Source organism: Sphingomonas sp., from assembly GCF_050725575.1.
In the GTDB taxonomy this organism is placed as follows: Bacteria; Pseudomonadota; Alphaproteobacteria; order Sphingomonadales; family Sphingomonadaceae; genus Sphingomonas.
The window spans coordinates 13,400-32,423 of record NZ_JBOHHW010000030.1; the positions used below are offsets into that span (position 1 = coordinate 13,400).

Here is a 19,024-nt window from a genome sequence, read left to right on the forward strand (position 1 = left end):
GGACGAAGGCTATGCCGCCTTCTTCACGCAGAGATAGTCGATCACGCTGGCGAGCGTCTCGCGCAGGTCCTTGCGGTGCTTCACCATGTCGAGCATCCCGTGCTCGAGCAGATATTCGGCGCGCTGGAACCCTTCGGGGAGTTTTTCGCGGATCGTCTGTTCGATCACGCGCTGGCCGGCGAAGCCGATCAGGGCGCCGGGCTCGGCAATCTGGATATCGCCGAGCATTGCGTAGCTGGCAGTGACGCCGCCGGTGGTCGGATCAGTAAGCACAACGATATAGGGTAGGCCGGCATCGTGCAGCATCGCGATCGCCACGGTCGCGCGCGGCATCTGCATCAGGCTGAGAATGCCTTCCTGCATGCGCGCGCCGCCTGCCGCGGTGAAGATGATATAGGGGCAATTATCCTCGATCGCGTTTTCGACACCGCGCACGAACGCTTCGCCCACCGCCAGGCCCATCGACCCGCCCATGAAGGCGAAATCCTGCACCCCGACCACGGCCTTGTGACCGTGGATCGTGCCGCGAGCATTGATCAGCGCGTCGCCTTCGGACGTTGCGATGCGCGCCGCCTTGATGCGGTCGACATAGCGCTTGGTGTCGCGGAACTTCAGCGGATCGTCCGGCACCTTGGGCAGCGGGATGATCGTGTAGCTGCCCTCGTCGAAGACATAGGAGAAGCGGAGGATCGGCCCGATGCGATCATGATGGTCGCAATGCGGGCAGACATGGAGATTCTCCTCCAGTTCCTTGACGAAGGTCATCGTCCCGCATCCCTTGCACTTGTGCCAGAGATTGTCGGGCGTGTCCTTCTTGGCCGGAACCACGAACGAGAGCGCGTTACGGACGCTGGTGAGCCAGCTCATGCTAATTCCTTCCGTGCGGCGCGGATCGCCGTCGACAGACTTTCTATATAGGCGCGAACCGGGCCGGGCGCAGCCTCGCCATGTTCGGCGATGAGATCGACGATCGCCGAGCCGACCACGACGCCGTCCGCGACTTTGGCGATCGCCGCTGCCTGCTCGGGCGTCCGGATGCCGAAGCCGACCGCAACCGGCAGGTCAGTCGATGCCTTGAGCCGCGCGACCGCCTCGTCGATCGAGACCTGCGCTGCCTGTTGCAGGCCAGTGATGCCGGCGACCGAGACATAATAGAGGAAGCCGCTCGCGCCATCGAGTACCTGGGGCAGGCGTGCCGCATCGGTGGTCGGGGTGGCGAGGCGGATCGGGTCGATCCCGGCGGCGCGTAGTGCGGGGCCGAGTTCCTCATCCTCTTCGGGCGGGATATCGACGCAGATCACGCCGTCCACGCCGGCATCCTTTGCCGCAGCGGCGAACCAGTCGGCACCGCGAATGGTCATCGGATTGGCATAGCCCATCAGCACCAGTGGCGTGTCTGGATGGCGCGCGCGGAAGGCCCGGGCGATGGCGAGGATATCGGCGGTCTTGGTGCCGGCACCCAGGCTGCGCAGATTCGCGGCCTGAATCGCCGGACCATCGGCCATCGGGTCCGTGAACGGCATGCCGAGCTCGATCACGTCCGCGCCGCCCGCGACCAATGCGTCAAGAATCGCGGCGGTGGCAGCGGGTGTAGGATCGCCGGCGGTGACGAAGGTCACGAGCGCGGGGTGGCCCTTGGCGAAGGCATTGGAGAGGCGAGTCATTCGGCCCACCCCTGCATCGGCTTGGGCCAAATTTTGTCGAACAGCTTCGGCATCCTCAACAGTATCAAGACTGCCACGCTGCCGCTCAATCCACCAACCAGATGCCCCGGAAAGCGCATTGAGATCGCAACGGATATTGCGGTCAGGACAAGCAGGATTGTTGCGACAAAGGCAATTCGGGCGAGCGTCCGCTTCACATCGACACTCCCAGCGCTTCGGCGACGGTGAAGATATCCTTGTCGCCACGCCCGCACAGATTGGCGAGGATGATCTGGTCGCGGTCCATGTCGCGCGCGCGCTTCGCGACGGCGGCAATCGCGTGCGACGGTTCGAGCGCGGGGATGATGCCTTCGGTGCGGCACAGCAGCTGGAACGCGTCGAGCGCTTCGACATCGGTCGCGCTGGTATATTCGACCCGGCCGATCGAATGCAGCCAGCTATGCTCCGGCCCGATGCCGGGATAGTCGAGCCCGGCCGAGATCGAATGCGCCTCGGTGATCTGGCCGTCCTCATCCTGCAGCAAATAGGTCTTGTTACCGTGCAGAATGCCGGGCGCTCCGCCGGCGAGGCTGGCGGCATGTTCCTTGTCCAGGCCATGGCCGGCCGCCTCGACGCCAAGCATTGCGACATCGGGATCGTCGAGGAACGGGTGGAACAGGCCGATCGCATTGGACCCGCCGCCGATCGCCGCGACCAGCAGGTCGGGCAGGCGGTTGATCCGGCTGAGCATTTGCGCCCGCGCCTCGCGGCCGATCACGCTCTGGAAATCGCGCACCAGCTCCGGATAGGGATGCGGGCCGGCGGCGGTGCCGATGATGTAGAATGTGTCATGGACGTTGGCGACCCAGTCGCGCATCGCCTCGTTCATCGCATCCTTCAAGGTATGCGCGCCGCTCTTCACCGGGCGGACTTCGGCACCAAGCAGCTTCATGCGAAACACGTTCGGCGCCTGACGCTCGACGTCCTTGGCGCCCATATAGATCACGCAAGGAAGGCCGAAACGCGCGCAGACCGTGGCGGTGGCCACACCGTGCTGGCCCGCGCCGGTCTCGGCGATGATCCGGGTCTTGCCCATGCGCATCGCGAGCAGGATTTGCCCGATGCAGTTATTGATCTTGTGCGCGCCGGTGTGATTGAGCTCGTCGCGTTTGAACCAGATTTCCGCCCCTTTTCCTTCGGGCGCGGATTCGCGCAGCGCCTCGGTCAGGCGCTCGGCATGGTAAAGCGGGCTCGGGCGGCCGACATAATGTTCGAGCAGATGCTCGAACTGCGCCGTGAAGGCCGGGTCGGCCTTGGCGGCGCGGTATGCCTTGTCGAGATCGAGGACCAAAGGCATCAGCGTTTCCGCGACATAGCGGCCGCCGAAATCGCCGAAATGGCCGCGTTCGTCGGGCTGAGCCCTGAACGAATTGGGCGTGAGGGGTTGAGAAGCGTTCATCGTGGCGGGCTTTACCACCCTCGTCGTTGGTGTCGAGCGCGTTAGAGGGTTGCCACAGCCTTCAGGAAGGCGGCAATCTTTGTCTCGTCCTTGATGCCCGACGCGCTTTCCACACCGGACGAGACGTCGACCAGCGTCGCTCGCGTGCGGCGGATCGCCTCGGTGACATTCTTCGGATCGAGGCCACCTGACAGCGCCCAGGGCATCGGATGCCTGAAACCTTCGAGCAGACTCCAGTCGAACCGCACGCCCATTCCGCCGGGGAGTGCTGCGCCATCCGGCGTTTTTGCGTCGTAAAGGATGCGGTCCGCGGCCGCCGTGTAGGTCCGCGCGGCGTCCAGGTCGGTACGCGTCTTCACCGCGACCGCGGCCCATATTTCGAGGCCGGTGCGAGCCTTGATCTCGGCCACTCGCGTCGGGCTGGTCTTGTGGAGTTGCAATGCGTCGAGCCGGCCGGCGTCAATCGCGGATTCGATCTGGGCATTGTCGGGATCGACGAAGACGCCAACCCGGGTGACATGATCGGGTACGCGCGCGGCGAGCTGTGCCGCGCGTTTGCGCGACAGATGCCGCGGTGAGGGTGGGAAAAAGACGAAACCGACATGGCTCGCTGCGCCCTTGATCGCGGCATCAAGGGCTTCCGGCGTCGACAGGCCGCAGATTTTGGCAGTGATGGGCATCCCCGCCCTCTAGCGTCATTCGCGCGAAAACGTGACTCCCGTTTGGGCTTTGCGGGAGAGAAGAAAAAGCAGCGAGGTCGGGATCAGAGGGTTGCGCCGATGTCTCGTGCTGCCTGGTCGGGGTCTTCCGCCTGAGTGATCGGCCGCCCGACCACCAGGATCGAGGCGCCGGCATCGATTGCCTCGCGCGGCGTGACGACGCGCTTCTGGTCGCCCACGCTGCCATTGGCCGGGCGAACGCCAGGGACGACGAAGAACCCCTTTGGCCACAGCGCCTTGGCGGCGGCCACTTCGGCGCCCGAACAGACCACGCCGTCGACGCCCGCCGACATGGCGAGTTCGGTCAGGCGCATCACCTGCTCATGCGGATCGCCGACATAGCCGATCGAGCGCAGGTCGCTGTCATCAAGGCTGGTCAGCATGGTCACTGCGACGACCTTGGTGCCGGTCGGTGCGGCCGCCTTGGCATCCTCAAGCATCGCGCGGCCGCCGGCGGCGTGGACGGTGAGGATCGCGGGCTCAAGCGGGCGCAGCGCCATGATCGCCTTGGCCACGGTATTGGGGATGTCGTGGAATTTCAGGTCGAGGAAGATCGGCAGGTCGAGCTCTGCCATTTCGCGCACGCCGGCGCGGCCATTGGCCATGAAGAATTCCAGGCCGAGCTTGATGCCGCCGACATGGTGACGGATCCTGTTGGCAAGCGCATGCGCCTTTGCCATGTCGGGCGTGTCGAGCGCGGCGAAGATGCGGCTGCTCATGCGACGCCCGGCGGCACGGCGGTGGGGACGGAAGCGGGCGGCACTGAAGGTGCCGGCGACACCGGTTCAGGATCGGGAGTCAGGACCGGCGGCGGTGGTGCCGCGGTCGCGTCGCGCAGATCGGTCATCGTCCGCTGTGAGGTGGAAAGACGATTGCGTAAGCGCCAGAGCACCGCACGGTAATAGATCATGGCGGGCAGGAAGCCGATCAGGAAGGTGACGAGCAGCAGCAGCGGCAGGTTCACCTCGGCGATCAGCCCGCCCCACAATTTGAGCGGCACGGTGGTCCAGTTCCCAATCGTGAAGATCGCCGCGATGAAGGCGAGCAGACACCAGAAGAGGATTTTCAGGAATTGCATAATGCTACGCTAACGCGGGCGGCGGCGATTGGCCAGCCCATGCGGATCGTTACGGTGCCATATCGGTGCGGTTAACCGATCTCTTTTCGCAAGCTTTCGATCAGCGCAGTGATCGCGGTGAGCTTGGGGGCTTCCTCATCGAGGATCGCGTGGAACACGGCGCGCTTGATCGCGGCGATACGGCCGGGCTTCATACGGGTCGCGTCGGGCAGCGACGATACGACGATGTCGATTACCCGTTCCGACCCATGGAGGCGGCCCCAGAGATAATCATTCTCGCGGTAAGCGCGGCTGAAAAACGCGCCGAACGCATTGAACTGAATGCCCTTCAACGTCGCTTCGGCGCCACCGCCGCGGATCGATCTGGCGTCGTCGGGTGCGATGCGGTCGACCTTGACCGGGTCGAACTCGTCCAGCCCTTCACCCTGTAGTAGCGGCAGGGTCGCGACATCGAAATAGGGAAAGCCGAGATAGGTCAGGAGCATTGGCCGCTTTACCTCGCGCTGCAGGCCGGCAAAGGCATCGGCAAGCCGCTGTTCGGTCTGCTCGTCGAGCGTTTTGAGGTCGAGCGACGCGGCGAGCTTGTCGAGCAACGGCCCGGCATCGCCGCGCAATTGCCGCACGTCGCGGCGCAGCACGCCGTGATGCTCAGTGCGCTTCACGTCGAGATAGGCGGACAGCGAGATATAGATCGCCTCACGCAGCTGGCCGATATCGGCGTCGGCATTCTCCTCCTCCAGCCTGGTCAGGCGGCGCGCCATCAGGCGCAGCCGGCGAATGCGGAAGCCGAGATCATAGGTGCGCAGGAAATCGATCGTCGTCGCGCTCGCGCCGTCGCTGAACGACGGGGTCATGTCGTCGAATCCGCGTTCGCGTACTGCGGTCGCGATATGGCCGCGGATCGTTGCCCAGCGCTGTGGGCCGGGCTCGCTGCCGACATGGTAGAGCAGGTCAGTGATCAGCTCGATCACGCCGGTGATCTTGAGATGGCCATAAGCGACATAGCCATAACCGGCCTTGCTTGCCGCGGCGGCCTGAGCGCGACGGCGCCAATGGCCGAGCCGCGCGGGCGTCGGCGAATCGAGAAACAGGGTATAGTCGAACAACGATTCGACCTGGGCCTCGACCTCCGGGCGAATTGCCTCGACGATCATCCGCATCCGCTCGATCCGGCGCGAGCGCCCCTCGATCGCCTCGAGATTGTCGCGGATCGGCTGCTGGCGCGGCAGTTCGGAAACCGCGCCGAGGATGGTCTGGAAGAAGCTCGGCGCAGCCTGAGCCTTTGCGCCAAGGTTGAGCTTCATGCCGGGTGAGGGATCGATATAGACGAAGCGGCGGTCAATCTGGCGGCGCGCGGGACGTTCGCGCAGCGCATCGATTGCCGGCTTGAACGGCGCATTGGCAAGCACCGACCCGTCGATCAGCACCGCATCTTCCTCCGCCCCGATCGCGGCCTGGCGCGGCAGGATGCGCTTGAGAAATTCCTTGCGGCTGGGCCAGTCCATGCCGCGCTGCTTCAACACGCGGTCCATTTCCTTGACCGTGAAGGGGGGGAAGGCACCGGGGAAACTCGACGTGGCGCGGCCGGCAAAGGCGAGCTCGGCCGGATGGGCAAGCGTTTCGCCGGCCACGCCGTGATCGGTGAAATTCACCACCAGCCGGTGCTCGGTCTCCATCACTTCGGATGGCGAGTTGAGGCTCAGCCGTTCCGGGTGACCGCGAAAATCGGTCACGGTGACGAACAGGTCGAGCGGCTGGCCGATCGGTAACAGGCGTTCGCCTTTCGGCCCTTTTTCCATCGCGTCGAGCGCGTCGAGGATCAGATTGGTGAAGCGTTCGCCGCCAAAGGGCGGGGCGAACCAGCGTGAGCGGATGAAGTGCGACAGTTTCGCCCGAACCTCATCGCGCGCGCCGGCCTCGACCGTCTCGTCGATCTTGTCGCCACTGCGCCGTCCCGCCATCCATGCGATCGGCAGTGCCCAGACCTTGGTCAGTTTCGATGCCGGTGCGGCATCCTCCGCGATCAGTGCCTCGACATCGGCGGAATCGAGCCAGAGCTGAGTGAGCGGCTCGAGGCTCTGGCCAGTGGTGATCGCCTGGGCGAGGAACACGCCGTTCAGGCCGCCCGCGCTGGCCCCGGCGATGATATCGACCAGCACGCGCAGGCGAATCCCGGTCTCGTCCTCGATTTCCTGCAACAAGGCGCGATAGATGCCCTGGCTGCCGCTGGTCGGGGCCTGGCCGTCGAGAAAGGCGCGGCTGGCGCGGGCAAGCCGCCAGATCTCCTTGGAGATGCCGTGCATGTAGACCGCAAGACTGATGCCGCCATAGCAGATCAGGGCAAGGCGGAGTTCCTTTTCGCGCATCAGGCGGGCCCGACTTCGATCAATGCCCAGACCGGCAGATGATCGGATGCCTTGCGCGCCGCTGCGCTGTGATGGACGCCGCAATCCATGATGCGCAGCTCGCGCGACACCATGATCTTGTCGAGCCGGCCGACCGGGCGGCGGGCGTGAAAACTCGGACCGGTCGCGGCGAAGCTGAAATGATGCGCGAAGTCGCGCAGGCAGCCCGATCCCGCGCTCCAGTCGTTGAGGTCGCCCATCATGATGGTCGGCCGTTTGGTGGCGGAAGACTCGACATGGCTCAGGATCGCATGCGCCTGGCGCCGGCGCCACAACCCCGACAGATCGAGATGCATGCCGACGATCCTAATCGGCGCACCATCGACTCGCACATCCGCCATCACCGCGCCGCGCGGTTCGAGGGTCGGCAAGTGGATCGCCTCGCAATCCATCACCAGCGCGTCCTTGCGCACCAGCAGGCCATTGCCGTGCCAGCCCATGCTCGCCGCGCGAATGCCGAACGAGACCGCTTTCCACGGGCTGTGTTCGTGGAGCAGGTGCGCGCTGATCACCGCGGCCTTGCTGCCGAAGCGCCGGTCGCATTCCTGCAGCGCGATCACATCGGCATCGATTTCGCGCAGTACCTCCAGGATACGCTCGGGGCTGCGGCGGCGGTCAGTGCCCACCCCTTTGCGCATATTGTAGCTGGCGACTTTTATGGGGCGGTTTGGGATCATGCAGGTAGGGAACGCCGCCCTTCGAAAATGGTGCCCAGGTCGGACGACGCCGCGACCGGGTGCCGTCCCTCTTTCCTCGGTTGGCCGTCTAAATCAAGCGGCCGCGCTTACGGAAAAGTGGAATAGCGATCGGCGTGGCTGCATGCGCGCTAGAGCGTTGAGCGTTTAATCGTACCCATATCCTGCGGCTGCGAAGTAGTTTCGGCATTCTTCTTGTGAATAGAGGTCGCAGATGCTGCCTACGGCTCGCCAGAGATCGTCGATGGTTCTGGCGCCGATGCGCCTGAGATGGGCTTTGAGCTTTGAGAAGGCCATCTCGATCGGGTTGAGATCGGGGCTGTATGGCGGGAGGAAGAGGAACCAGGCACCACGGCCCCTGAGGATTGCCTTGGCCTTGTCGCTCTTATGGCTTGGCAGGTTATCGAGGATGACGACATCGCCCGTGTCCAGTGTCGGTGCGAGCTGCGTCTCGACATAAATCTCGAAGATATCCTTGGTCATCGGCCGGTCAATGATCCAGGGGGCGGTCAGGCCGTCGCAGCGTAAGCCTGCGATGAAGGTCTGCGTTTTCCAGTGCCCGAACGGCGCGCGGGCTTTCAGGCGTTGCCCTTGAAGCGCCCGGCCGCGCAGGCGCGTCATTTTCGTCGTAGTCGCCGTCTCATCGATGAAGACCAGCCGGTGCGCCTGCTCACGCATGCGCGGCTGGCGATGCAGCCGCCATCGCCGCCGTGCCTCGCAGACATCATCGCGTCCGCACTCCGATGCCATCAGGGCTTTTTTTATATCTGAAGCCGGCGCCAAGCAGCGCCCGCGAGAGCGAAGCCGGATGCGCCACCGTCCTTGTCTCTGCTTCGAGCTTTGCCGCGAGTTCCAACATGCTGATGTCCGGTGTCGCCTCGACCCAGCGGATCAGCTTGGCCATATGCGGCGCAAGCTTGCCCGCCCCCGGTGGGCGCCCTTGGCGCGCCGGAGACGCCGACCCGGTCTTCGTTACACGCTGGAAAAGCTTGATCGCGCAACTCGGACTCACACCGAAACGTCGCGCCGCGTCACGACGTGAATGACCAGCCGAGACATGCTCGAATATCCGGTCCCGTAGATCGCTCGAATAGAACTTCCCCATGATCCACCTCCTCACCAGGATGAATCATATTTCCAGGAATGAAGGAATCCCAAAACCGATTCCTATTTCACGCTGACCGCTCTAGGTTGCCGCATGGTAGAAAGCGGTCGCGCAAAGGGGGAAGTGGGGCCGATCATGAGAGCAAGCGCGCGATAGTATAGCCGATTAATACACCTGCAAAACCATTTAGAAGAAAGCTTTTGAGAAACGCCGGCCAGAAGCTGGAGATGAAACCTTTCCGGAATGCTGGATCGTGCCAACCTTCTTTTATTTCCCGTAGGTCGTCAAACAGAGTTGGTTTTTTCATATGGCCATTCCCCGCGTTTCGGTGATGGTGAAAATACTCCCTTTCTGAAGCGCGCCATGCCGCCGTCATCGACACACATAACCGTGCCCGCCGTCACCGCACACACGGTAGGCGCCATCGTCCAAGCGGCGAAGATGGAAGCGGCGCTCGCTGTCCTCGGGCAAATAGCCATGCGCGATATATTTAACCGTCAGAACCGGCGACGAGACATGTCCGCTCACAATGCGCGTCACGCGAAGGCGGGCGGTCATCAGGCCCTGGTATCCGAGCTGGTCGAGCGCCTGATAATCCAAGTTTTTCTCTATTGTGCCGAACAAGACAAGGTCATTCGCCTTGGCGTCGCCGCGTGCTCCCGCGCTCGGGGCAACGCCCAGAGCAAGAATCAGTGCCAGCAAGTTCAGCATAGATCTCATCCCACGATTCATAGCCCTAATCAGAAGGTCCGCTAGTGGGTCGCCGGCAGACCGTCTGCTTTGATGCCCGATCCTCTGTCGTGGTTGAATCGCCACTGGCGACGGAGCTGGAAGGAACGACGTCGGGAGATATGTTACACCGAATGTACCGTATCTTTTTCCGCCGCCGTTTGGATGGATGGCTAATATATAAATATATATCAGATACTTAAAATAAAAACTTACTCGGTCGCTCTCGGTGTCGTGCGGATCGAGGTTTGGCTCAGGTGCTCGACGAGTGGCGCTCCCCGGATGCCATCTCTGCTATCCGAACCCTCAGGTCACGCCTGCGCGGCGGGCGCTGATCGGCGCGCTACATTGGACCGGCGCCTAGGCGCGGATGCGGTGGATGAATGCCTCGACGATTACGCTGAACCGCCGGGGGTCGTCGAAGGCGCGCGCAGCGAGCATCGCGCCGTACACCGCCGCCATGAACGTCTCCGCTTCCATCGCCGGCGACGCGGTAAGTTTCATCGTGCCCTGCTTGACGCCGAGCGCAAGCACCAGCTCGAGCCATTTGGCGAGGTCGACAAAGTGCCCACGGACCGACCCAACGATCTCCTGCGGCAGGCTCGGCAGCTCCGCGGCGAGGATCGCGGCAAGGCAGAATGGCGCGGTCTGGTCCTTGATGCAGCGCTCCCAATAGCCGGTGTACATCAGGAGCTGCTCCATGGCGTCGGGCGAGCCCTGGTCGAGCGCGGCGATCAGCCCCTGAATCCCGGTGCGCGCCTGCTCCACGACGGCGACGACCAGATCGACCTTGGAAGGGAAGTGGTGGTGTATGCTTGCGTTGCGAATGCCGAAGCGCTTCGCCAGGTCGGCATAGCTGAAGCCGTTATACCCGCCCTGCATGATCAGCTGGGCAGCACCAGCCACCAATTTTCCTGCCGTTTCGCCCAAAACCGCACTCATGTTACCTACCTTCTGATAGGTCGATATATTTCACGACCAAATGATTGCAAGCCGAAGAGCCAGGCGGCGACCCTCATCGCATAACGTCGCCGTCACATCCGGCTGCCGCCCGAGCGCTGGTGCGGATGGGTGATGAATCCGGTTGATTAGTTGATGCCTACCTTCTAGTAGGTAGTCAACCAATCGGAGAAATCACCATGTCAACTCAACCCATCGACCAGCATCCCGCAAACGCGTCTTCCAGCTGGCTCAAGAGCTATTATTTCATCCGCTTCGCGGTTTCTGCGATCTGGGTCGCGCTTGCCTTCACGGTCGCGAAGAGCATGCCGGCGCTCGCCGCCGTCATGCTGGTCGCCTATCCAGCATGGGACGCGCTCGCGAACGTCATCGACGCCGGCCGGAGCGGCGGCCTGGGTCGCAACCGGAGTCAGATGCTGAATTTCGTCGTCAGTACGGTTACCGCGGTCGCCGTCATTGTCGCGCTCGGCAAGAGCATGAATGCGGTGCTTGTCGTGTTCGGCGCATGGGCCGCACTTGCTGGCCTGTTTCAGCTGGTGACCGGCGTCCGCCGCTGGAAGTCCGGTGCGCAATGGGCGATGATTCTCAGCGGCGTCCAGTCCGCGCTCGCGGGCATCTTCTTCGTCAAGATGGCTGGCGGGCCCGAGGCGGTCAGCATCACTGACATTGCCCCGTACGCAGCGTTCGGTGCCTTCTATTTTCTGATATCCGCAATCTGGCTGACGGTGAGCGACGCTCGCCGCGGTTCGAACCGCGCGGCGGCCTGAGAGCGTTGCGGAGAAGGGGGCCTTTCCTCCCGACCCTGCCGGGCACCCGATGCGCTGTGAACCAGTTGCGCCCGCCCCATTCATTCACGGGGTGGCCGTGCCGGCCTGTCCGGAATTGAGCAACGTTAAATCGACAAATGTGGAGCCAAGGCCGATCAGGATGGCTCGGTCGCGCTTTGGTTGCCATCAATCGGCGCGGCCTCAGTTGCGCGGCAGGTTCGGCGCGACATAACCCTCCTTCCCGTTGATGATCGTGCGCAGCACCCTGACCGATGAAATGCGGGCCGGCGTGATTGTGAAGACGTCGTCCGAGAGAATGACGAAGTCCGCCAGCATACCCGGCGCGATCCGGCCGGCTTGCTTGTCCTGGAAACCCGCGAACGCGTTGGCGTTGGTATAAGCGCGGACCGATTGGGCAACGGTGACACGCTCCTGCGGCTGCCAGCCATTGGGGTGGCGACCGTCAATGGTGCGGCGGGTGACGGCGGCGTCGATGCCGGTCAGCGGATCGAGCGGCGCGACCGGCCAGTCGGATCCGAAAGTCAGTGGAGCGCCGGCGGCGAGCAGCGAGTGAAAGGCATAGGTTCCCTTCAGTCGCTCTGCGCCGATGCGCTTTTCCGCCCAACGGCCGTCGTCGATCGCATGATAAGGCTGCATCGACGGGATCACGCCGAGCGTGCTGAAACGGCCTATCGCGGCGGGGCTCAAATGCTGGGCATGTTCGATGCGGAAGCGCCGATCCTTCGCCCCGTCTTCGCGCGTGATGCGCTGATAGGTATCGAGCAGCCAGTCATTGGCGCGGTCGCCTATGGCGTGGACGGCAACCTGCAGCCCGGCCCGGTCCGCCGCCTGGATCTGGCTGGCGAGAATGGCGGGATCGGCCATGGTCAGCCCGCTCGTCTGCGGCGCGTCGTCGTAGGGACGGTAGAACCATGCCGTGGTCGAGCCCAGCGATCCATCGACAAAGCCTTTGACACCGCCCCAGCGCAGCCAGCTATCGCCGCGCCCGTTCTTGCGGATGAACGCCGCGAGCTTCTCCCAATCCGCGATCGGCACAAAGGCATAGGCGCGGATCAGCAGCCGCCCTTGCGCCTGCGCCCGCCGCAACGCGTCCAGCGTCCGCCAGTCGCCGTCGCTCATATCGTGGATCTGAGTGACGCCATGCGACAGCGCCTCCTGAAAGCCGCGCTGCAGGGCGGCATCGACCTGTGCGTCGTCCGGCGCCGGGAGGATGCGGAAGACCGCGTCCATCGCCGTATCCTTGAGCAGCCCGGTCGGCTTGCCCATCGCATCGCGCACGATCGTCCCGCCGGGCGGGTCAGCTGTGGTCGCGCCAATCCCGGCCAGCTTCAGCGCGGCCGAATTGGCCAGGCCCATATGGCCGTCGAGCCGCCGCACAAAGACCGGCGTGGCGCCAGTGACCGCATCGATCCAGTCGCGCGTCGGTAGCACGCCGTTCCATAGTTCGTGATCCCAATTGCCCTCCAGGATCCATTCGCCCGGCTTGCCCTTCGCGCGTTGGCCGATCCGGCGGGTGAATTCGGCCGGCGACGCGGCATCGCGCAGATCGACGGCGGACAGCGCCAGTGACGCCTGAAGGAAATGGGTATGGTTGTCGATGAAACCCGGCGTCACCAGCCGTCCCGCCAGATCGACCCGCCGGGTCGCGCTATCCGCCAGCGCGGCGACCGTTTTATCGTCGCCGACCGCGACGATCCGGCCGTCCTCGACGGCCAGCGCCTGCACGAACCGGCCGTCGTCATCGCCGGTCCATATCTTGCCGTGCAGATAGACCGCATCGGGTGCGGCGATTGCCGGCGCGGCGGTCGCGAGCAGCAAAGCGGTGAGCAATGATCGGGATGTGACTTTCGGCATGCCGACTCCAAACATCAATAAAGGTCACGATAGAGGTGGCAGATGTCCGCATCCGCCAGGTCGGCGAGCCGCGCCATTTCCGCGCGCCGGACACAGAGCATCGTTTCGACAAAGGCAGGCGCGAACCAGCTCGAAGCGACGTCGTCCGCCATCCAGGCGGCGATTGCCGCCTCGAGACTGTCGGGCAGCCGATAGAGGCCGAGCGCGGCTCGCCGCGTCTCGTCCAGCGTGTCGGGATGTTCGGCGATGATCGCGGGCGGCGGCAATGCGCCGGTCAGTCCGGCGAGCCCGGCACGGATGATCGCCGCAAGCGCCAGATAAGGATTGGCGGTCGCATCGGCGGCGCGATATTCGATATTATATTGCGGCGCTGGATCACGGCCATGCGCTGTCGTCACCGGACAGATCCGCAGCGTCGCCTCGCGGTCGCGGTCGGCGAGCCAGGTCCAGGACGCGCTCCAGCTATGCGGCCGCAGCCGGTAATAGGAGGGAATGCTCGGCGCGCTCAGCAACAGCAGCGCCGGCAAATGGCGCAGCATACCCGCGCAAAACGAGGCCGCTCTGGCGGACAGGCCGGCGGACGCAGCCGGATCATAGGTAACCGGGTTGCCTGCATCGTCGAGCAGGCTGAAATGGATATGAACGCCATTGCCCACCGCCTGGGGCGCGGTCTTGGGCGCGAAGCTCGCGCTCCACCCCGCCACGCGTGCGGTCTCGCGGACGATCTCGCGGATCGCGACGGCGCGGTCGGCCGCCCGTAGCGGATCGGCCGGGGCACAGGTCAGTTCGAACTGGTCGGCACCGAATTCCGCGATCAGCACCTCGGGTTCGACCCCGGCCTCATCCAGTGCGGCGGCGAGGCGCGGCGCAAACGGATCGGCCCGGCGCAGCGCGCCCACCGACAGCGGATGGGCGGCGGGGAAATCCGCGCCGAAGACCTGGAATTCCTGCTCGAACGCGACGCGCAACGACAATCCGGTTGCCGCTTTCAACTCGGCCACCGCCGCTTTCAGGATGGTGCGCGGGCAACAGGACCAGGGCGTGCCGTCCAGTTCGACAATGTCGCCGATCACCATGTCGAACGGTGTCGCCGCGCCGGTCGCGTCGGTCCGGTAACGCGCCGCCGGATCGGGCAGCAGGCGCAAGTCGCCGGCCGAACCCCAGGGGTTGGCCTCGGCGATGGTCCCGAAAGCGGTCAGCGCCAGATTGGCCGGCAGCCAGCCAATGCCGGTCTGCATGTGTTGTTCGATCCGGTCGGCAATGACGAAGCGGCCGCGGGTGATCCCGGCAAGGTCGGTGGTGACGATCGCGGTCAACGGATAGGGGGCGACGGTCATGCGGCGGAGCCCATCGCGCGGAACCGATCGACCACGGTATCGGTGTCGGTGGTCCAGCAATAGCCGCCAAAGGCCGCCAATGCATTGGTGTGGCGATCCGGCGTGGTCGCGGCACAGGCGTCGGCGACGCAGGTCATGGCGAAACCGCGGTCCGCGCCGTCGCGGATCGCCATGTCGATACATTGATCGGTCATGATGCCGGCGACCACCACATGGCTGATGCCGATGTTGCGCAACAAATAATCGATATTGGTCGAATTGAACACGCCCGACGATGTCTTGGGCAACAGCATCTCATCGGGGCCGGACGTGAGCGCGGGCACCGGCAAGGCCAGCGGATCGTCGGGTGCGACATGGATCGGGGTCAGCTTGTGATCCAGCGAACGGTCGCGCCCGTCGCGCGTCAGGCTGCGGATGATGGTGTGGATCACCTCCACGCCGGCGGATCGCGCCGCCTCGATCATGCGCTGCTGGTTGGGGATGGCGCGCTCGCGCGTCTCGCGATGGAAATAATGCTCGGCGGTCCAGTCGGGATGGCCCGGATTGCGGCCAGGTTCGAGCCAGATACGCTGCATATCGACCAGCAGCAGCGCAGTGCCACCGGGCGGGAAGGGCGCGTCGCGGGAGGGTATCACGGCCATCAGGATTTTCCGGGGCCGGGGCGGCCGGGCAATGGAGCGGGGCCGGGCGTGTCGATCGTCACGGCATTGTGATCACGCAGCTTCTCCAGGCCGGCGACACGATGCTCCATCACCTCCTTCTCCCGTGCGACCAGATGGGCGACCAACGCCTCCATCTGGGCAACCGCGGGCGCGAGTGAATCATAAGGAGAGTCGACCTCGACAGAGGCGATGAACACGACCTCTGCAACGTCGGCGAGTGGCGACAGCCAGGGGTCGGTGAACAGGATGATGCGCACGCCGCGTGCCGCCGCCTGCCGCACGAAATCGACCACGTCGGTTTGGTAGCGGCGATAATCAAAGACGATCAGCACGTCTTTGCGCCCCATGTCGAGCAGCCCATCGACGCTTTCCGCCGAGAGCGGACCCAACAGTCCGACACCCTGGCGGAATTGCAGCAGATAACCCGCCAGCATGCCGGCGACGTGCCGGCTGAAGCGCCCGCCGACGATCTGCACCCTGCCGCGTGCGCCCATCACCAGATCGACCGCGCGTTCATAGGGTTCGGCGACGGCCGCTTCCGTTGCGTCGCGCAACCGGTGCGTCACCGACATCAGATAATCGGCGACCACGCTGCCGCCCCCGCCGGATGCACGCGTTTCGAGCATCATCAGCGGCGAGCGCAACCGCTCCTCGACTTCCTCGAGCAGGCGCGCCTGAAAGGCGGGAAAGCTGTCGAACCCCAGCTTGTTGACCAGCCGCACGACGGTTGGGTCGCTGACCCCGGCGCGCCGGGCGAGGCCGGAGGCGCTGCCGAGACCGGCGCCGGGATAATCCGCCAGCAACACCTGGACGATCTTCGATTCCGATGGTGTCAGCGTATTCTCGGCGCTGCCCAGGATTTCGCGTACCGAACCTGGTGCCGCGCTTTTTCCATCGGCTGTCATGGGCATGCCCTCTCCTTGCAGGTCTTCATTGGATCGGCAGCTCGATATAGCTGTCGTGGTAGATGCGTTGCGTCGCCGGGCGATAGGCCTGGGCCGGGGCATAGGCGATGTTCGGCACGAAGCTTTGCGGGTTGCGGTCATAAAGCGGGAACCAGCTCGACTGGACTTGCACCATGATGCGATGGCCGGGCTGGAAGACATGGTTCGCGTTGGGCATACGGATTCGATAGGGCAGGGGCTTGCCCGATAGGATCGGCTTGGCGAGCTCGAAGCTTTCGCGGTAGCGGCCGCGGAAGATGTCGGCGGAGACCATCAGCTCATAGCCGCCGAGATCGGGCTGCATCGGATATTCGTCCGGATAGACGTCGATCAGCTTGACCACCCAGTCGCTGTCGCTGCCCGTCGTCGATGCAACGAGGTGGGCGATGACTTCGCCCGAGACGGTGACTGGCGCGGTGAGCGGCGCGCTGGTGTAGCTCAGCACGTCGGGGCGCGAGGTAAAGGGCCGCTGATCATCGATCAGCCAGCGCTTCCAGCTCGTATCCGGCGCGTCATTGGGAACGATCGGCGGCACGCGATAGGGCACGGGCTTGGCCGGATCGGAGTTATATTGATCGAAGCCGCGATCGCCCGGCGTGTCGCCAAAGGCCAGGCCGGCATTGCCGGTCAGATACAGCCGCTTGGCCTTGGCGCTCGGGGCCGGCCAGGCGTCATAGGTCCGCCAGACATTGCTGCCGGTTTCGAATGCGCGCACCGGCGGGATCGGCTGGGCCGGTGCGATATCCTTGAGATAGCGATCGAAGAAAGGCAGCATCACCTGGTCGAGGAAATAGCGGGTGGTGTCCGATCCCCATTGGATCGGCCCGAGATGTGATCCGCTATCGCCATGGAACCAGGGGTCCTGCTGGCCGTGGAACCAGGGGCCGATGATCAGATAGTTGCGGTCATTGGCACGGTCCTGTGCTTCCATCGCGCGATAGCTGGCGGTCGGGCCGTAAATATCCTCCTGATCGAACAGGCCATGGACGGTGAGCGTGGGCACCGACATGGCTTTGCGCGCCAGCAGTTTGTCGACCGCCTGTTCCTGCCAGAATTCGGTATAGGCGGGATTGTCGATCAGCTTTTTCCAGGCGGGCAGCTGATCCATCCCGCGCGAGGCGGCCATCGCATTCGCCGATCCCGCCTTCAGATAGGCGGAATAGGCATCGCGCGATCCGAAGGGGAATTCGCTCGCGCCTTTCACGGTCGTCTGGCGATAGACATATTCGAGGCTGAACTGGCGGAACGCGCCATTGTGATACCAATCGTCGCCGATCCAGCCATCGACCATCGCGTTCATCGGGATCGCGGCCTTGAGCGCGGGATGCGGCTCCAATAGCGCCATCAGGCTGGTCCAGCCTTCATAGGACACGCCGATGATGCCGACGCGGCCATTATTGCCCGGCACGTTCTTGACCAGCCAGTCGATCGTATCCCAGGCGTCGGTCGTCTGGTCGACCGGGCCGGGATTGAGCGGACCGCGCGGCGGCAGGCTCATCACATAATTGCCTTCGGAACCATATTTGCCGCGCACGTCCTGATAGACGCGGACATAGCCATGCTCGATCAGCGGCGCGTCGGGCAGCGGCACTGCCGCCGCGCCGTTCGGGCTGTTGGGGCGCTGCGTCCAGGCGGGGCGATTGGCCGCGTCATACGGGGTGCGGGTGAGCACGATCGGCATTGGCCCGGCGGCATGTTTCGGCCGCCAGATGACGGTGAACAGCTTCACGCCGTCCCGCATCGGAATCATCACTTCCTGCTTCTCATAATCGAACAGGTCGGCCTTGGGCGCGAAATGGGCCGGTATTTCGCTTGGCAGCGATTGTTGCGCCGCCGCCGGGGCGGCCAGCAACCCTGAGCCGATAAGCAGCAGCCCCAGCGCCATCAATGTCGATCCTGTCCTCATGCGACTGGTTCCTTCTCGACGAGTGTTATGAAGCGCTGGATGAGCGAGGCCGATGCTGGAGCGGGTTCCAGGCCGGCAAGAAGCGACGAGACCTCGCAGCCGGCAGCCAACAGGCTCGGTGCGATCGAACGGGCGATCATGGCGACGTCATCGGCCTCGAATTCGGGGTGGAACTGAACGCCCCAGATGGTGGGGGTATAGCGTATCGCCTGAATCGCCAGCTTGCTTTCGGCCAGGATAAGGGCGCCCTCCGGCGCCCGCACGACGCTCTCGAAATGCGCCGATTGCGCGGTGAAATTAGCCGGCAATTGAGCGGTCAGCGGATCGTCCAGACCCGCCGGCGTGAGCTGGACTGCGATCGTGCCATATTCGGGACCGCCGGGCGTGGATGCGACGATGCCGCCGAACAGGTCGGCAAGGAGCTGATGGCCAAAGCACACACCCAATATCGGCAGGCCGTGATCGGCGGCACGCCGCAGCCAGTCGCGTGTCGCGTCGATCCACGGTTCCGGATCGGCGACCATCGCCGCCGCTCCGGTGATGATGACACCGCCAATATTTCCGGGGTCAGGCGGCGCTTCTCCATCCCAGACGCGAGTCACGACAAGCGAATCCGGGTCGAACACCTGCCCGGCCGCACGGATGAAGAAATCGGCCATGCCGCCCCGCACGGCATGAAGATCCGGCTGACCGGTCGCCAGGTCGTCGCATTCGAGGATGAGCAGAGGCTTGCCGGTCAT

At 64.2% G+C, this 19,024-nt stretch carries 20 protein-coding genes; 1 reads left to right on the plus strand and 19 read right to left on the minus strand.

Annotation, left to right across the window (positions count from 1 at the left end):
- Window positions 1–9: 9 nt before the first annotated feature.
- The 13 genes from accD to ACRECS_RS18140 all read right to left on the minus strand — a co-directional run bounded on the left by accD (window position 10) and on the right by ACRECS_RS18140 (window position 10,739).
- Window positions 10–867, minus strand: coding sequence for an acetyl-CoA carboxylase, carboxyltransferase subunit beta (gene accD / locus ACRECS_RS18080; RefSeq protein ID WP_431584336.1), 858 nt, complete (start codon window positions 865–867; stop codon window positions 10–12).
- The gene (gene trpA, locus ACRECS_RS18085) at window positions 864–1,664 is read right to left on the minus strand and encodes a tryptophan synthase subunit alpha (RefSeq protein ID WP_431584337.1); all 801 of its coding nucleotides are present in this window, start codon (window positions 1,662–1,664) and stop codon (window positions 864–866) included. Before trpA ends, accD begins: the two co-directional genes overlap by 4 nt.
- On the minus strand, window positions 1,661–1,861 hold the full coding sequence (locus tag ACRECS_RS18090) for a hypothetical protein (protein WP_431584338.1): 201 nt from the start codon (window positions 1,859–1,861) through the stop codon (window positions 1,661–1,663). The genes trpA and ACRECS_RS18090 overlap by 4 nt, the downstream gene beginning before the upstream one ends.
- Window positions 1,858–3,102 carry a tryptophan synthase subunit beta gene (gene trpB, locus ACRECS_RS18095; RefSeq protein WP_431584339.1) on the minus strand — a complete coding sequence of 415 codons (1,245 nt, stop codon included), beginning with the start codon at window positions 3,100–3,102 and terminating at the stop codon, window positions 1,858–1,860. Before trpB ends, ACRECS_RS18090 begins: the two co-directional genes overlap by 4 nt.
- A 41-nt stretch (window positions 3,103–3,143) precedes the next feature.
- Window positions 3,144–3,782: a phosphoribosylanthranilate isomerase gene (locus tag ACRECS_RS18100; RefSeq protein WP_431584340.1), complete on the minus strand. Its 639-nt coding sequence runs from the start codon at window positions 3,780–3,782 to the stop codon at window positions 3,144–3,146.
- An 83-nt stretch (window positions 3,783–3,865) separates the two neighbouring features.
- Entirely contained in the window at window positions 3,866–4,540 is a 675-nt protein-coding gene (pyrF, locus tag ACRECS_RS18105; protein ID WP_431584341.1) for an orotidine-5'-phosphate decarboxylase, read from the minus strand.
- Window positions 4,537–4,899, minus strand: coding sequence for a lipopolysaccharide assembly protein LapA domain-containing protein (locus ACRECS_RS18110; RefSeq protein WP_431584342.1), 363 nt, complete (start codon window positions 4,897–4,899; stop codon window positions 4,537–4,539). The genes pyrF and ACRECS_RS18110 overlap by 4 nt, the downstream gene beginning before the upstream one ends.
- Window positions 4,900–4,970: 71 nt before the next feature.
- Window positions 4,971–7,265 carry a patatin-like protein gene (locus tag ACRECS_RS18115; protein WP_431584343.1) on the minus strand — a complete coding sequence of 765 codons (2,295 nt, stop codon included), beginning with the start codon at window positions 7,263–7,265 and terminating at the stop codon, window positions 4,971–4,973.
- The gene (locus ACRECS_RS18120) at window positions 7,265–7,942 is read right to left on the minus strand and encodes an endonuclease/exonuclease/phosphatase family protein (protein ID WP_431584344.1); all 678 of its coding nucleotides are present in this window, start codon (window positions 7,940–7,942) and stop codon (window positions 7,265–7,267) included. The genes ACRECS_RS18115 and ACRECS_RS18120 overlap by 1 nt, the downstream gene beginning before the upstream one ends.
- Before the next feature lie 204 nt (window positions 7,943–8,146).
- Window positions 8,147–9,104, minus strand: a protein-coding gene (locus ACRECS_RS18125; protein WP_431584345.1) for an IS630 family transposase whose coding sequence is annotated in 2 segments (ribosomal slippage) — window positions 8,147–8,752 and window positions 8,754–9,104 — 957 coding nt in all. Because the reading frame shifts where the segments join, the coding sequence is not laid out codon by codon here.
- Window positions 9,105–9,237: 133 nt separating this feature from the next.
- The gene (locus ACRECS_RS18130) at window positions 9,238–9,411 is read right to left on the minus strand and encodes a hypothetical protein (RefSeq protein ID WP_431584346.1); all 174 of its coding nucleotides are present in this window, start codon (window positions 9,409–9,411) and stop codon (window positions 9,238–9,240) included.
- Window positions 9,412–9,476: 65 nt separating this feature from the next.
- Window positions 9,477–9,815 carry a hypothetical protein gene (locus tag ACRECS_RS18135; RefSeq protein WP_431584347.1) on the minus strand — a complete coding sequence of 113 codons (339 nt, stop codon included), beginning with the start codon at window positions 9,813–9,815 and terminating at the stop codon, window positions 9,477–9,479.
- A 378-nt stretch (window positions 9,816–10,193) separates the two neighbouring features.
- Window positions 10,194–10,739: a TetR/AcrR family transcriptional regulator gene (locus ACRECS_RS18140; RefSeq protein ID WP_431584348.1), complete on the minus strand. Its 546-nt coding sequence runs from the start codon at window positions 10,737–10,739 to the stop codon at window positions 10,194–10,196.
- Window positions 10,740–10,972: 233 nt separating this feature from the next.
- On the opposite strand from ACRECS_RS18140, the gene ACRECS_RS18145 reads away from it, so the two are divergent.
- Window positions 10,973–11,560, plus strand: coding sequence for a DUF308 domain-containing protein (locus ACRECS_RS18145; protein WP_431584349.1), 588 nt, complete (start codon window positions 10,973–10,975; stop codon window positions 11,558–11,560).
- A gap of 201 nt (window positions 11,561–11,761) precedes the next feature.
- On the opposite strand, the gene ACRECS_RS18150 is transcribed toward ACRECS_RS18145, so the two are convergent.
- Genes ACRECS_RS18150 through ACRECS_RS18175 form a run of 6 tightly spaced genes read right to left on the minus strand, consistent with a single transcriptional unit; the run spans window position 11,762 to window position 19,024 of the window.
- On the minus strand, window positions 11,762–13,435 hold the full coding sequence (locus tag ACRECS_RS18150) for an amidohydrolase (protein WP_431584350.1): 1,674 nt from the start codon (window positions 13,433–13,435) through the stop codon (window positions 11,762–11,764).
- A gap of 14 nt (window positions 13,436–13,449) precedes the next feature.
- Complete coding sequence (locus ACRECS_RS18155; protein ID WP_431584351.1) at window positions 13,450–14,772, minus strand: hypothetical protein; 1,323 nt, start codon at window positions 14,770–14,772, stop codon at window positions 13,450–13,452.
- Window positions 14,769–15,413, minus strand: coding sequence for a cysteine hydrolase family protein (locus tag ACRECS_RS18160; protein ID WP_431584352.1), 645 nt, complete (start codon window positions 15,411–15,413; stop codon window positions 14,769–14,771). The genes ACRECS_RS18155 and ACRECS_RS18160 overlap by 4 nt, the downstream gene beginning before the upstream one ends.
- The gene (locus ACRECS_RS18165) at window positions 15,413–16,345 is read right to left on the minus strand and encodes a MurR/RpiR family transcriptional regulator (RefSeq protein ID WP_431584353.1); all 933 of its coding nucleotides are present in this window, start codon (window positions 16,343–16,345) and stop codon (window positions 15,413–15,415) included. The genes ACRECS_RS18160 and ACRECS_RS18165 overlap by 1 nt, the downstream gene beginning before the upstream one ends.
- Window positions 16,346–16,364: 19 nt before the next feature.
- Entirely contained in the window at window positions 16,365–18,284 is a 1,920-nt protein-coding gene (locus tag ACRECS_RS18170) for a CocE/NonD family hydrolase (RefSeq protein WP_431584354.1), read from the minus strand.
- Entirely contained in the window at window positions 18,281–19,024 is a 744-nt protein-coding gene (locus ACRECS_RS18175) for a glutamine amidotransferase (protein WP_431584355.1), read from the minus strand. Before ACRECS_RS18175 ends, ACRECS_RS18170 begins: the two co-directional genes overlap by 4 nt.